Origin of the sequence: Pseudomonas sp. Pc102, from assembly GCF_018408275.1 — a bacterium.
Lineage (GTDB): Bacteria > Pseudomonadota > Gammaproteobacteria > Pseudomonadales > Pseudomonadaceae > Metapseudomonas > Metapseudomonas tohonis.
This window is the reverse complement of record NZ_AP021905.1, coordinates 5518080-5531441: the sequence shown is the minus strand read 5'-3', so window position 1 is coordinate 5531441 and position 13362 is coordinate 5518080. Positions and strand designations below refer to the sequence as shown.

The 13362-nt window shown below is 65.9% G+C and carries 9 protein-coding genes; 6 read left to right on the top strand and 3 right to left on the bottom strand.

The window, feature by feature from the left end; genetic code table 11:
- Nucleotides 1-8: 8 nt before the first annotated feature.
- Nucleotides 9-974 carry a 2-hydroxyacid dehydrogenase gene (locus PHLH3_RS25285; protein ID WP_213626233.1) on the bottom strand — a complete coding sequence of 322 codons (966 nt, stop codon included), beginning with the start codon at nucleotides 972-974 and terminating at the stop codon, nucleotides 9-11.
- A 77-nt stretch (nucleotides 975-1051) separates the two neighbouring features.
- On the opposite strand from PHLH3_RS25285, the gene PHLH3_RS25280 reads away from it, so the two are divergent.
- Complete coding sequence (locus tag PHLH3_RS25280; protein ID WP_213626232.1) at nucleotides 1052-1681, top strand: LysE family transporter; 630 nt, start codon at nucleotides 1052-1054, stop codon at nucleotides 1679-1681.
- 133 nt (nucleotides 1682-1814) lie between these two features.
- On the opposite strand, the gene PHLH3_RS25275 is transcribed toward PHLH3_RS25280, so the two are convergent.
- Nucleotides 1815-2597 carry a helix-turn-helix transcriptional regulator gene (locus PHLH3_RS25275; protein ID WP_213626231.1) on the bottom strand — a complete coding sequence of 261 codons (783 nt, stop codon included), beginning with the start codon at nucleotides 2595-2597 and terminating at the stop codon, nucleotides 1815-1817.
- An 89-nt stretch (nucleotides 2598-2686) separates the two neighbouring features.
- On the opposite strand from PHLH3_RS25275, the gene PHLH3_RS25270 reads away from it, so the two are divergent.
- Entirely contained in the window at nucleotides 2687-3871 is a 1185-nt protein-coding gene (locus PHLH3_RS25270; protein WP_213626230.1) for an MFS transporter, read from the top strand.
- Between the two features lie 76 nt (nucleotides 3872-3947).
- Here PHLH3_RS25270 and PHLH3_RS25265 read toward each other — a convergent pair whose 3' ends face one another.
- Entirely contained in the window at nucleotides 3948-5123 is a 1176-nt protein-coding gene (locus tag PHLH3_RS25265) for an acetyl-CoA C-acyltransferase (RefSeq protein WP_213626229.1), read from the bottom strand.
- A 180-nt stretch (nucleotides 5124-5303) separates the two neighbouring features.
- Here PHLH3_RS25265 and PHLH3_RS25260 point away from each other — a divergent pair, with 180 nt between their 5' ends.
- From PHLH3_RS25260 to PHLH3_RS25245, 4 genes are all read left to right on the top strand, one after another.
- Nucleotides 5304-6986, top strand: a complete 1683-nt coding sequence (locus PHLH3_RS25260) for a fatty acid--CoA ligase (RefSeq protein ID WP_213626228.1) — start codon at nucleotides 5304-5306, stop codon at nucleotides 6984-6986.
- Nucleotides 6987-7231: 245 nt separating this feature from the next.
- The gene (locus tag PHLH3_RS25255) at nucleotides 7232-9082 is read left to right on the top strand and encodes a DUF1302 domain-containing protein (RefSeq protein WP_213626227.1); all 1851 of its coding nucleotides are present in this window, start codon (nucleotides 7232-7234) and stop codon (nucleotides 9080-9082) included.
- Between the two features lie 25 nt (nucleotides 9083-9107).
- Complete coding sequence (locus PHLH3_RS25250) at nucleotides 9108-10475, top strand: DUF1329 domain-containing protein (protein ID WP_213626226.1); 1368 nt, start codon at nucleotides 9108-9110, stop codon at nucleotides 10473-10475.
- Nucleotides 10476-10623: 148 nt separating this feature from the next.
- Nucleotides 10624-13362: a LuxR C-terminal-related transcriptional regulator gene (locus tag PHLH3_RS25245; protein WP_213626225.1), complete on the top strand. Its 2739-nt coding sequence runs from the start codon at nucleotides 10624-10626 to the stop codon at nucleotides 13360-13362.

Genomic DNA, 13362 nt, shown 5'->3' with positions numbered 1-13362 from the left:
TGTGGGTCTTAGCTGACCGTGCGGCGAGGCGTTCCCTTCAGCCAGGCCTCGAGGTTCTCCGCCATCTGTACGACGATGCGCTGGCGCGCCTCACGGCTGCCCCAGGCGTTGTGCGGGGTGACGATCAGGCGCGGGATGTCCACGGCCAGCAGTGGGTTGCCGTCCTTCGGTGGCTCCTGGGTCAGCACGTCGGTGGCGGCACCGCCCAGGTGGCCGCTGCGCAGGGCGTCGGCCAGGGCGTGTTCGTTGACCAGGCCGCCACGTGCGGTGTTGACCAGGAACGCACCGGGCTTCATCAACGCCAGTTGCTCGGCGTCGATCAGGTTGCGGGTGTGCTCGTTGAGCGGGCAGTGCAGGGTCAGGGCGTCCACCAGGGGCAGCAGGTCCGCCAGGGGCAGGCGGTCGGCGCGAGGCGGACGGCCGGGCAGGGCGCCGAGCAGCACACGCATGCCGAAGGCTTCGGCCAGGCGCGCCACGGCGCTGCCCAGTTCGCCGTGGCCGAGCAGGCCGAGGGTCTTGCCCTCCAGTTCGACGATGGGGAAGTCCAGCAGGCAGAACTGGGTCGCCTTCTGCCAGTGGTCATGGCGCACGGCTTCGCGGTAGTCGACGAAGCGGGTGGCCAGGTTGAGCAGCAGCATCAGGGTGTGCTGGGCCACGGACGGGGTGCCGTAGCCCTGGCAGTTGCACACGGTGATGCCACGGGCGCGGGCGGCGGCGAGGTCGATGTTGTTGGTGCCGGTGGCACTGACCAGGATCAGCTTCAGCTCCGGCAGCTCGGCGATGGCGGCGGCATCGATGGTCACCTTGTTGCTGATGGCGACCTGGGCGCCGCGCAGGCGCTCGACGACGTCGCGGTGGCCGGTCTGGTCGTGCAGTTCCAGTTCGGCGAACTGCTGGCGCAACGGCGTGAGGTCGAGATCGCCGAGATCGAGGGAGGCGTGGTCGAGGAAGACCGCGCGGAGGCTGTTGGTCATCAGCTGTACCTTTTTCCGAGACAGATGTAGGCGTAAGGTTGCCAGCCTATCAGCTCAACCCATTCTCAGGAGGTCGCATGTACTGGGCGGAATTCCTCACCGTTGCCTTGATCCACCTGCTGGCCGTGGCCAGCCCCGGCCCGGATTTCGCCATCGTGGTGCGCGAGAGCGTCGCCCATGGTCGCCGCGCCGGCACCTGGACGGCGATCGGCGTGGGCACCGGTATTTTCGTCCACGTGGCCTATTCGCTGCTGGGGATCGGGCTGATCGTTTCCCAGTCCATCGTGGCGTTCAACGCCCTGAAGTGGTTGGCGGCGGCCTACCTGCTGTACATCGGCATCAAGGCGTTGCGTGCCAAGCCGGCTGACCCCATCGCCACCGAGGCCGAGCTGACCGCCCCCGAGCGCAGCCCGCGCGGGGCCTTCGTCACCGGCTTCATCACCAACGGGCTGAACCCCAAGGCGACGCTGTTTTTCCTCTCGTTGTTCACCGTGGTCATCAACCCCCACACCCCGCTGGCGGTCCAGGCCGGCTACGGCCTCTACCTGGCTTGCGCCACGGCCATCTGGTTCTGCCTGGTGGCGCTGCTGTTCAGCCAGCAGCGCGTGCGCAGCGGCTTCGCCCGCATGGGCCACTGGTTCGACCGGCTGATGGGGGCGGTGCTGGTGGGGCTCGGGGTCAAGCTGGCGTTCACCTCGATGAAGTGAGAAGGTTGCGTTCCGCAAAACCCATCACCGCAACGCACAGCGCTTCCATCAGGAGCGAGCTTTGCTCGCGAAGCCTTTCACCCCGTCCTACGTTCAATGATGCCCTTAGCCCGGACTTCTGGTCCGGGTCTTCTCATGCCTTCTCCAGCGTCGCCAGCAGCCCCAGGTTGGCCACGTATTCCCTCGGGTTTTCACCCAGCAGGCGGCGGAACATCGCGCTGAACGCGCGGCCGCTGCCGTAGCCCAGATCGTTGGCGACCTTCTGTACGTTCTGTCCGGCGAGCAGCCGTGGCAGGGCTTCGGTGAGGCGCAGTTGCTGGCGCCAGTCGTTGAAGCTCATGCCCAGTTCCTGGGCGAACAGCCGGCTGAGGGTGCGGGTGCTGGCGCCCACCTCCAGGCTCCAGTCGTCGAGGGTGCGGGTGCTCTCCGGGGTTTCCAGCAGGGTCAGGCAGATGGCTTGCAGGCGTCGGTCCTGGGGCATCGGCAGGTGCAGGGGCATGCGCTCCAGGGCGGCGATCTCGTGGAGGATCAGGCGCTGTACCAGCCTGCGGTGTTCGTCATCGGTATCGCCGGCCTCCAGCGCCACCAGGCGCAGGATCAGCTCCCGCAGCAGCGGCGGTACCGCCAGCACGCAGCAGGCATCGAGGTTCGGTGGTGCGGCGTCGGCGGCGATGAACAGGGTGCGCATCTGCACCTGCCCAGACATGAAGATCTGGTGCTCGATACCCGGTGGAATCCACACCGCGCGGGTCGGCGGGATGACCCAGGCGCCGGCCTCGGTGACCAGGCGCATCAGCCCCTGCGCCGCGTAGAGGAATTGCGCCTGGCTGTGCAGGTGCAGGTCGACATGGGCGCCGTCGGGGTAGTCGAGGGCGACGGCGCCGATCCGGCCCTGGGGCAGGGGGTCGATGAGCATGGCTGTTCCGATGATCTTTTTGGCAGAACGTTTCTAGGCGGCCAACCTAGCATGGCGGTCCACAACAACCAAACAGCAGCGAAACTGCCATGAACCGACCGCGTACCGTTATCCGCTTCATCAACGCCGCCCACATCATCGACCACATGTTCATGCTCATCTTCCCTGCCGCCGTGCTGGGCATGACCGCTACTTTCGAGCTGTCGTACGCCGAACTGATCGGGCTGTCCCTCGGTGGCTTCATCGCCTTCGGGGCCTGCTCGCTACCGGCCGGCTGGCTGGGGGATAAATGGAGCCGCCGGCACATGATGCTGGCGTTCTTCCTCGGCATCGGCGGCGCGGCGATCTTCACCGGGCTGAGCCGCAGCACGCCGATGCTGGTGCTGGGGCTGACGCTGATGGGCGTGTTCGCCGCCATCTACCACCCGGTGGGCACGGCGATGCTGGTGGCCCATGCGCAGAACCGTGGTCGCGAGATCGGCATCAACGGCATGTGGGGCAACCTGGGCGTGGCGTTCTCGGCGCTGGTCACGGGCTTTCTCACCGCTCATTTCGGCTGGCGCGCGGCGTTCATCTTGCCGGGCGCTTTGTCGGTGGCCATTGGCGTGTGGTTCACCCTCTGTGTGCATGACGAGGCGTCTCCCGTCGCAGCGGCCGGCACCCATCGGGCTGGCGGGGCGGGGCAGGTGTCGATGCGCCTGGTGTTCGGTGTGCTGGCGCTGGTGACGGCCACCGGCGGGGTGATCTTCAATGCCTCGACCATGACCTACCCGAAGCTGTTCCAGGAGCGCCTGGTGGACCTGTTCGCCTCGCCGGAAAGCCTCGGCATCGTGGTCAGCATCGCCTACGCCTTCGGTGCCGTGGCGCAGTTGCTGATGGGCCGCGTGCTGGATCGCTACAGCCTGAAGCTGCCGTTCGTGGTGATGACCGTCTGCCAGGGGCCGTTGCTGGTGGCCATGGCCTATGCCGATGGCTGGGCGGTGATCGCCCTGGGCGCCGCCTTCATGTTCGCGGTGTTCGGCCAGGTAACGGTGAACGATGCGATGGTGGCCAACTTCGTTGCGCCGCAGTGGCAGGCGCGGGTCTTCGCGCTGCGCTACTTCCTGTCCTTCGGCGCCAGTGCGGCGGCCATCCCGATGATCGCCTTCATCGAGCCGCGCCATGGGCTGGTGGGGCTGTACCTGGTGCTGGCGGTGTTCGGTGCGCTGACCTTCGCGGCGGCGCTGGTCTTCCCGAGGACGCCGGCCCACGCGCCCAAGGCGGTGCCCGCCTGAGGCGCGCCCGGGCGGAATGAAAAGGGGCTCCCGGACGTTGGTCCGGGAGCCCCTTTTCGTTGGCCGCGCGGGCGGGTTACAGCAGTTCCACCGCCACGGCAGTGGCTTCGCCGCCGCCGATGCACAGCGAGGCGACGCCGCGCTTGCCGCCCTTGTTACGCAGGGCGTTGATCAGGGTGAGGATGATGCGCGAGCCGGTGGAGCCCACCGGGTGGCCCTGGGCGCAGGCGCCGCCGTAGACGTTGACCTTGGCGTGGTCGAGGCCGTGTTCGCGCATGGCGAGCATGGTGACCATGGCGAAGGCTTCGTTGATCTCGAACAGGTCCACGTCGTCCTTGCTCCAGCCGGTCTTCCTGAACAGGTTGGTCATGGCGCCGATGGGGGCGAGGGTGAATTCACTCGGGTCCTGGCTCTGGGTGGCGTGGCCGACGATCTTCGCCAGCGGCTTGAGGCCGCGGCGCTGGGCTTGTTCGGCGGTCATCAGCACCAGGGCGCTGGCGCCGTCGGAGATGGAGCTGGCGTTGGCGGCGGTGATGGTGCCGTCCTTGCGGAAGGCCGGGCGCAGGGTCGGGATCTTGTCGAGGTTGGCGGTCAGCGGCTGCTCGTCGTCCTTCACCAGGGTCTCGCCCTTGCGGGTGGTGACGGTGACCGGGACGATCTCGGCGGCGAGGGCACCCTCGGCGATGGCGGCCTGGGCGCGCTTGAGGGACTCGATGGCGTAGGCGTCCATCTCCTCGCGGGTGATGCCGTGCTTGTCGGCGGTCTCCTGGGCGAAGGAGCCCATCAGGCGGCCGGTGCGAGCGTCTTCCAGGCCGTCGAGGAACATGTGGTCCTTGAGCTCGCCGTGGCCCATGCGCAGGCCGGTGCGGGCCTTCTCCAGCACGTAGGGGGCGTTGGACATGCTCTCCATGCCGCCGGCGACCATGACGCTGTTGGTGCCGGCCTTGAGCAGGTCGTGGGCCAGCATCACGGCCTTCATGCCGGAGCCGCAGAGCTTGTTGATGGTGGTGCAGCCGGTGGCGGCGGGCAGGCCGGCGTTCAGCGACGCCTGGCGGGCCGGGCCCTGCTTGAGGCCGGCGGGCAGCACGCAACCCATGATCACTTCCTGCACGTCGGCGGCGTCGATACCGGCGCGGGCCACGGCTTCACGGATCGCCAGGGCGCCCAGGTCGACGGCGGATACGCCGGCGAGGCTGCCCTGGAAGCCGCCCATCGGAGTGCGGGCGCCGCTGACGATTACGATCTCAGACATTTTGTTCCTACCTCTTCGGGTGATGGGCCGAGACTGGCCGATGGGGTCGATTCTATCTCGTGACCGAAAGTGGCCAAAGGGTCACGTACAAATCATTCTTTTGACTGATTTATGCCTGGACGCAGCGCCCTAGAGTGCTGGGAAATCAATAACTACATCCTCGCGCGCAGGTGCATTTCCATGGTGCAGACCCGAGTCATCAAACCGGCCGACAACGCCTACCAGTACCCCTTGCTGATCAAAGGCCTGCTGCTTTCCGGCAGCCGCTACGAGAAGACCCGGGAAATCGTCTACCGCGACCTGGTCCGCTACAGCTACGCGACCTTCAACGAGCGCGTCGCGCGGCTCGCCAACCTGCTCACCGAGGCCGGTGTGAAGGCGGGTGACACGGTGGCGGTGATGGACTGGGACAGCCACCGCTACCTGGAGTGCATGTTCGCCATCCCGATGATCGGCGCGGTGCTGCACACCATCAACATCCGCCTCTCGCCGGACCAGATCCTCTACACCATGAACCACGCCGAGGACCGCTTCGTGCTGGTCAACAGCGAGTTCGTGCCGATCTACAAGGCCATCGAGGGCCAACTGACCACGGTCGAGAAGACCCTCCTGCTGACCGACGCGGCCGACAAGAGCGCCGACCTGCCGAACCTGGTGGGTGAGTACGAGACGCTGATGGCCGGGGCCTCCACCCGTTACGACTTCCCCGATTTCGACGAGAACTCCCTGGCCACCACCTTCTACACCACCGGCACCACCGGCAACCCGAAGGGCGTGTATTTCACCCACCGCCAACTGGTGCTGCACACCATGGCCATGGCCAGCATGATGGGCTCGGTGCACAGCCCGCGGCTGATGGCCAACGATGACGTCTACATGCCCATCACCCCGATGTTCCACGTGCACGCCTGGGGCGTGCCCTACGTGGCGACCATGCTGGGGGTGAAGCAGGTCTACCCCGGCCGCTACGACCCCGAGCTGCTGGTGGAGCTGTGGCGTCGCGAGAAGGTCACCTTCTCCCACTGCGTGCCGACCATCCTGCAGATGGTGATGAACGCCAAGGCCGCGCAGGGCGTGGACTTCGGTGGCTGGAAACTGATCATCGGCGGCAGTTCGCTGAACCGCTCGCTGTACGACGCGGCCAAGGCACGCGGCATCCACCTGACGGCCGCCTACGGCATGTCCGAGACCTGTCCGATGATCTCCTGCGCGCACATGAACGACGAACTGCTGGCCGGCAGCGAGGACGAGCGCACCACCTACCGCATCAAGGCCGGCGTGCCGGTGCCGCTGGTGGATGCCGCGATCATCGACGCCGAGGGCGCCTTCCTGCCCGCCGACGGCGAATCCCAGGGCGAGCTGGTGCTGCGTGCGCCCTGGCTGACCCAGGGCTATTTCCGCGAGCCGGAGAAGAGCCTGGAGCTGTGGGAAGGCGGCTGGCTGCACACCGGCGACGTCGCCACCATCGACGGCATGGGGTTCATCGACATCCGCGATCGCATCAAGGACGTGATCAAGACCGGCGGCGAGTGGATCTCCTCCCTGGAGCTGGAAGACCTGGTCAGCCGGCACCCGGCGGTGCGCGAGGTGGCGGTGGTCGGCGTGCCCGATCCGCAGTGGGGCGAACGCCCCTTCGCCCTGTTGGTGCTGCGTGAAGGCCAGGCCCTGGACGCCAAGGCGCTCAAGGAGCACCTCAAGCCTTTCGTAGAGCAAGGTCACATCAATAAGTGGGCCATTCCCAGCCAGATCGCCGTTGTTACTGAAATTCCCAAGACCAGCGTCGGCAAACTGGACAAGAAACGCATCCGCGTCGATATCGCCCAGTGGCAGGCCACGGGCAGCACCTTCCTCTCCGCTCTTTGAGCCGCTGTAGGCCGGGTCCTGCAAGGCCCGGCCTGTCTACCAAGCAAACGCTTGGCTTGTTTATTGCTGGCTCCGCGCCAGCTCACCCCCGGCTTTACCAATCGCCAGATCGGGCTAGTCTGCAAACCTGCGGGCCAGAGTGCTCGCCGGACTGCAAATCACACTTTAGAGGGATCAAGCACTACTACCTCCTGGCTATAGTCCGCACCAATCCATAACAAAAAAACACACATGGAGTAGCGTCGATGACAACAAGAAAACCGTTCTGGCGCCTGGCCCGACTGCCAATGGCCGTCAGCCTCGCATCCACTCTCGCCGCCCCGGCATTCGGCGTAACGTTCAATATCGGCGAGATCGAGGGGCAGTTCGATTCCTCGTTGTCCGTCGGTGCAAGCTGGTCCATGGCAAACCCGGACAAGGATCTGATCGGTGTGAACAACGGTGGTAGCGGCATGTCGCAGACCTCCGATGATTCCCACCTGAATTTCAAGAAGGGCGAGACCTTCTCGAAGATCTTCAAGGGCATCCACGACCTGGAGCTGAAGTACGGTGACACCGGCGTCTTCGTCCGTGGCAAATACTGGTACGACTTCGAGTTGAAGGACGAGAGCCGTCCGTTCAAGGACATCAGTGACAGCAATCGCAAGGAGGCTGCACAGTCTTCCGGCGGCCAGATACTCGACGCCTTCATCTATCACAACTACGCCATCGCAGATAAGCCGGGCTCCGTGCGCCTGGGCAAGCAGGTGGTGAGTTGGGGTGAAAGCACCTTCATCCAGAACGGCATCAACGCGATCAATCCGGTCGACGTCTCCGCTTTCCGCCGGCCAGGCGCGGAAGTCAAGGAAGGTCTGATTCCGGTCAACATGTTCTACGTGTCTCAGAGCCTGACCGATAACCTGTCGGCTGAAGCCTTCTATCAGCTCGAGTGGGATCAAACCGTTACCGACAACTGCGGCACCTTCTTCGCCCAGCCGGATATCGTTGCTGATGGTTGCTCTGACAATCTGCGAGTGCTGAACAAGCGTTCTGCCCTCCCAGGCGCGGCTTTACCTGGTTTGGCCGCACTTGGCGTTGATGTGAACGAAGAGGGTGTGCTCGTAAGGCGCGGCGCTGACCGGGATGCGCGGGACAACGGCCAATGGGGTACTGCGCTGCGCTACTTCTCCGAAGAACTCGATACTGAGTTCGGCGCTTACTTCATGAACTACCACAGTCGGGCCCCGATCTTCAGCGCTACAGGCGCACCTCAGGCTCTTTACGATGCCTATGGTCTCAACCCGTTGGGGCCGCTGATCATTGCCGGTAACTCTAGGTACTTCATGGAGTATCCGGAAGACATTCGCCTTTATGGTCTGAGCTTCTCCACCACCTTACCTACCGGTACTGCATGGAGTGGTGAAGTAAGCTACCGGCCTAACGCTCCGGTGCAACTCAACTCCACAGACATCCTCTTCTCCGGCCTGACGCCCATGCCTGGCCGCAGCGGTGTTTCGTTGCTGCAAGGTGTCCCGGGGCAGGACCAGCATGGTTACCGTCGCAAAGAAATCACTCAGTTCCAGACGACTTTCACTCACTTCTTCGATCAGGTGATGGGCGCGGAGCGTCTGACTCTGGTTGGCGAGGTTGGTGTGACCCATGTAGGAGGGCTTGAGAGCAGCAAAAAAGTCCGTTATGGCCGCGACCCTGTATTCGGGCCCGGCCCGCTGGCTGGCACCACTTGCCAGGCGTTGAACACCAACACGGCGAACGGTGCGGGGGCCGGTGCCTCCAGGGATAACATCAGCACGTACTGCGAAGACGATGGTTTCACCACCAGCACGTCCTGGGGTTACCGCGCACGTGCCATCTGGGACTACAACGACGCTTTCGCCGGTATCAACCTGAAACCGAACGTTGCCTGGTCGCATGACGTAGATGGCTACGGACCGAACGGCACCTTCACCGAGGGCGCCAAGGCCATCAGCCTGGGCCTGGATGCCGAGTACCAGAACACCTACACCGCCAGCCTGTCCTACACCGATTTCTTCGGCGGCAAGTACAACACCCTGACCGACCGCGACTTCCTCGCGCTCAGCTTCGGCATGAACTTCTAAGCGGCCCGGAACTAAGGAATCACCTATGAAAACAACAAAGAACCTGCTGCAAACCGGTGCGCTGGCGCTGTCCCTGCTGGCCACCGCCGTCATGGCGGCGGCCCCGGCCGACCAGGTGGCCAAGATCGGCACCACCCTGACCCCGCTGGGTGCGGAGAAGGCCGGCAATGCCGATGGCACCATCCCCGAGTGGACCGGCGGCCTGCCGCAGAACGCCGGCCCGGTGGACGACAAGGGCTTCGTTTCCGATCCCTTCGCCAGCGAGAAGCCGCTGTTCACCATCACCGCGCAGAACGTCGAGCAGTACAAGGACAAGCTGACCCCCGGCCAGTACGCGATGTTCAAGCGCTACCCGGAAACTTACAAGATGCCGGTGTTCACCACCCACCGTACGGCCACCGTACCGGCGGACGTGATCGCGGCGGCCAAGGAGAACGCGGCCAACACCAAGCTGGTGGAGGGTGGTAACGGCCTCGAGAACTTCAAGACCGCCAACCCCTTCCCGATCCCGCAGAACGGCCTGGAAGCGATCTGGAACCACATCACCCGCTACCGCGGCGGCAGCGTGCGTCGCCTGGTGACCCAGGCGACCCCGCAGCCGAACGGCTCCTACAGCCTGGTGTACTTCCAGGACGAGTTCACCTTCCGCGACAAGCTGAAGGACTACGACCCGAGCAAGCCGAGCAACGTGCTGTTCTACTTCAAGCAGCGCGTGACCGCTCCGTCGCGCCTGGCCGGTAACGTGCTGCTGGTGCACGAGACCCTCAACCAGGTGAAGGAGCCGCGCCTGGCGTGGCTGTACAACGCCGGCCAGCGTCGCGTCCGCCGCGCCCCGCAGGTGTCCTACGACGGCCCGGGTACCGCCGCCGACGGCCTGCGCACCTCCGACAACTTCGACATGTACAACGGTGCGCCGGACCGCTACGACTGGAAGCTGGAAGGCAAGAAGGAGATCTACATCCCCTACAACAGCTACCGCCTGGACTCGCCGAAGCTGAAGTACGCCGACATCATCAAGGCCGGTCACATCAACCAGGACCTGACCCGCTACGAGCTGCACCGCGTGTGGCACGTTGTCGCGACCCTGAAGGCCGGCGAGCGCCACATCTATGCCAAGCGTGACTTCTACATCGACGAAGACACCTGGCAAGCTGCCGCCATCGACCACTATGACGGCCGTGGCACCCTGTGGCGCGTAGCCGAGGCCCACTCGGAGTTCTACTACGACAAGCAGGTGCCCTGGTACGCCGTGGAAACCCTGTACGACCTGCTGTCCGGTCGCTACCTGGCCCTGGGCATGAAGAACGAGGAGAAACAGTCCTACGACTTCAACTACAGCGCTTCGGAAAGCGATTACACCCCGGCGGCCCTGCGTCAGGCTGGCGTCCGTTGATCCTGTAATACCGCGTAAACAAGCCGGCCTTCGGGCCGGCTTTTTCTTGTCTGTACTTTCCCAAGGGACTACAAATGGGCGGACCGAAAGGCTAGGCTGCCTCAGCGCTCACGCCCCCGCGGCATAACCATTCCTAGAAGCCGGGTTGATGACCGATCTATCCAGTTCGCGTTCCTTCGCGCCCGCTGCCGTCCCGGTAGCCGGCGAACGCTTTTTCCGTCCCCCGCTGCCGGCCGGGCACCTTTCGCGCCCGCGCCTGTGCGATCGCCTGGCCGCCGGCCTGGGGGGGCGCCTGCTGCTGGTGAGCGCGCCCGCCGGGTTCGGCAAGAGCTCGCTCGCCATCGAGTTCTGCGAGGGCCTGCCGGATGGCTGGCAGGCGCTCTGGCTGGGGTTGGGGCGACGCGACATCGACCCCGGGCGCTTCCTCGAGCGGCTGCTCGACGGCTTGCGCCAGTTCTTCCCGGGCATGGGCGAGGAGGCCATGGGCCTGCTGAAGATGCGCCAGCGCCACCAGCCCTTCGCCTTCGAGGAATGGCTCGACGGCCTGCTCGACGAGCTCGGCCAGCGCCTGGATCGCCGGCAACCGCTGCTGCTGGTGCTCGACGACTACCACCTGGCCCAGGGCGCGGTGCTCGACCGTTGCCTGCAATTCTTCCTCAACCACCTGCCCGAGGGCCTGGTGCTGCTGGTCACCAGCCGCCAGCGTCCCGACTGGCACCTGGCGCGCCTGCGCCTGTCGCGGCAACTGGTGGAACTCAACGAACACGACCTGCGCCTGACTGACGCCGAGAGCACCGCGTTGCTCCAGGCCCAGGGCGCCCGCCTGGATGGTGCGCACCTGGAGAACCTGTTGCAGCGCAGCGAGGGCTGGGCCGCCGGCCTGCGCCTGTGGCTGCTGGCGAGCCAGGACGAGGGCGACACCCATGCCCTGGCGCGCGGCCCCCACGGTGACGAGGGGCTGATCCGCGAATACCTGCTGGAAGAGGTGATCGACCGGCAGAGTGCCGAGGTGCAGGCCTTCCTCTATGAGACCGCCTGCCTCGACCGCTTCTGCGCCGAGCTGTGCGACGCGGTGCGCGACGGGCACGGCAGCGCCGGCATCCTCCAGCACCTGCAGGCCCACCAGGTGTTCCTGGTGCCGCTGGATGAGCACGGCCACTGGTTCCGCTACCACCACCTGTTTTCAGACCTGCTGCGGGCCCGCCCGGCCCACGCCGCGACCATTCCCCTGGCCAGCCTGCACCTGCGTGCCTGCCGCTGGTTCAGCGCCCAGGGCCTGCTGGACGAAGCCATCGAGCAGGCCCTGCGCGCCGGCCAGCCGGACGTTGCCGCCAGCCTGGTGCAGAACCTCTCCGAGGAGCAGCTGCTGGCCGAGCAGAACATCGCCATGCTGCTGCGCTGGAAGATGGACCTGCCCGACAGCCTGCTGGTCAGCACGCCGCGCCTGATCATGCTCTACAGCATGGCCCTGGCCCTGGCCTGCCAGCTGGACGCCGCCGAGGAGCTGGGTGCCCAGCTCGCGCGCTTCCTGCCGGCGCCCAACGCCCAGACGCAGCAGGGCCTGATCGCCCAGTGGCTGGCCCTGAGCGGCGTCATCGCCCGGGGCCGTGGCGACATCGTCCTCGCCGAGCGGCATTGCGCCGAGGCGCTCACCGCCCTGTCCCAGGAGCGCTACGGCCAGCGCCTGCTGTGCCTGTCCACCCTCGCCAACATCGCCGTCGCCCGGGGTGACCTGTGGCGCGCCCGTGGCCTCAATCGCGAGGCGCTGGAGCTGGCGCAGCGCATCGGCAACCCGCTGTTCGAGGCCCTGGCCCACTACGACCGTGCTCGGGTGCTGCAGGCCCGTGGCGAGATTCTTCGCGCGCTGGAGGAAGTGCACCAGGGCCAGGAGCGCCTGCGTGGCCTACCGTCCCAGCGCTTCTACGCCGCCCGTGCGCGGCTGATGATCTACGAGGGCTACCTGCTCTGCGTACGCCTGCAACCCCAGGCCGCGCGCAGCCGCCTGCTGGCCGGGATCGCCGAGGCGCGTGCCTGCCGCGACATCAGCCTGCTGATCGGCTACAGCGTGCTGGCCAGCCTGGAGGGCCGTGAAGGGCGCCTGTCGGCAGCCTTCGCCCTGCTCGCCGAGGCGGAGCGGCTTATGCACATCTGGGACGTGCCACCGGTGTACTACCTGGCGATGGTCACCCTGGTGAAGTGCGAACTCTGGCTGGTGCAGGGGCAGGTCGAACTGGCCTCGGCCTGGCTTTCGCGCCTGGCGGAAACCTACAGCGGCGAGCAGGCCGCCGCTGCCCCCGAATTCCATCCGCAGCTGCCGCTGCACATCGAATTGCAGCAGGCCGCCCTGGCCCGGATCGAAGGGCGCAGCGGCGAGGCCGAACGGCGTCTGCGTGCGTTGGTGCAGCGGGCCAAGGAAAGTGGCGGCGCGCTCATGGCACAGGTGGCGCAATTGCACCTGGCGCAATTGCTGCGTGTCGGAGGGCGCGACAAGGACGCCCTCGCATTGCTGGGCAGTGCCCTGGAGTCGCTGCCCGGTGGCGCCTTGCTGCCCTTCCATGAGCTGTTGTCGCACCAGGGGCCCTGGCTGCGCGAGCAACTGCTGGTGCGCTCGGCCCCTGAGGCCGCGGCATTGCTGGCGTTGTTGCCGGAAGCGCAGGCGCCGGCTGCCAGCGAGGCGCCACTGGCCGGCAGTGATGCGTTGAGCACCCGTGAGCTGGCGGTGCTGCAACTGATCGCCCAGGGCTGTTCCAACCAGGAGATCAGCGAGCGGCTGTTCATCTCCCTGCACACGGTCAAGACCCACGCACGCCACATCAACGGCAAGCTCGGGGTGGAACGGCGCACCCAGGCGGTGGCACGGGCCAAGGCCCTCGGCCTGTTGCGCTGA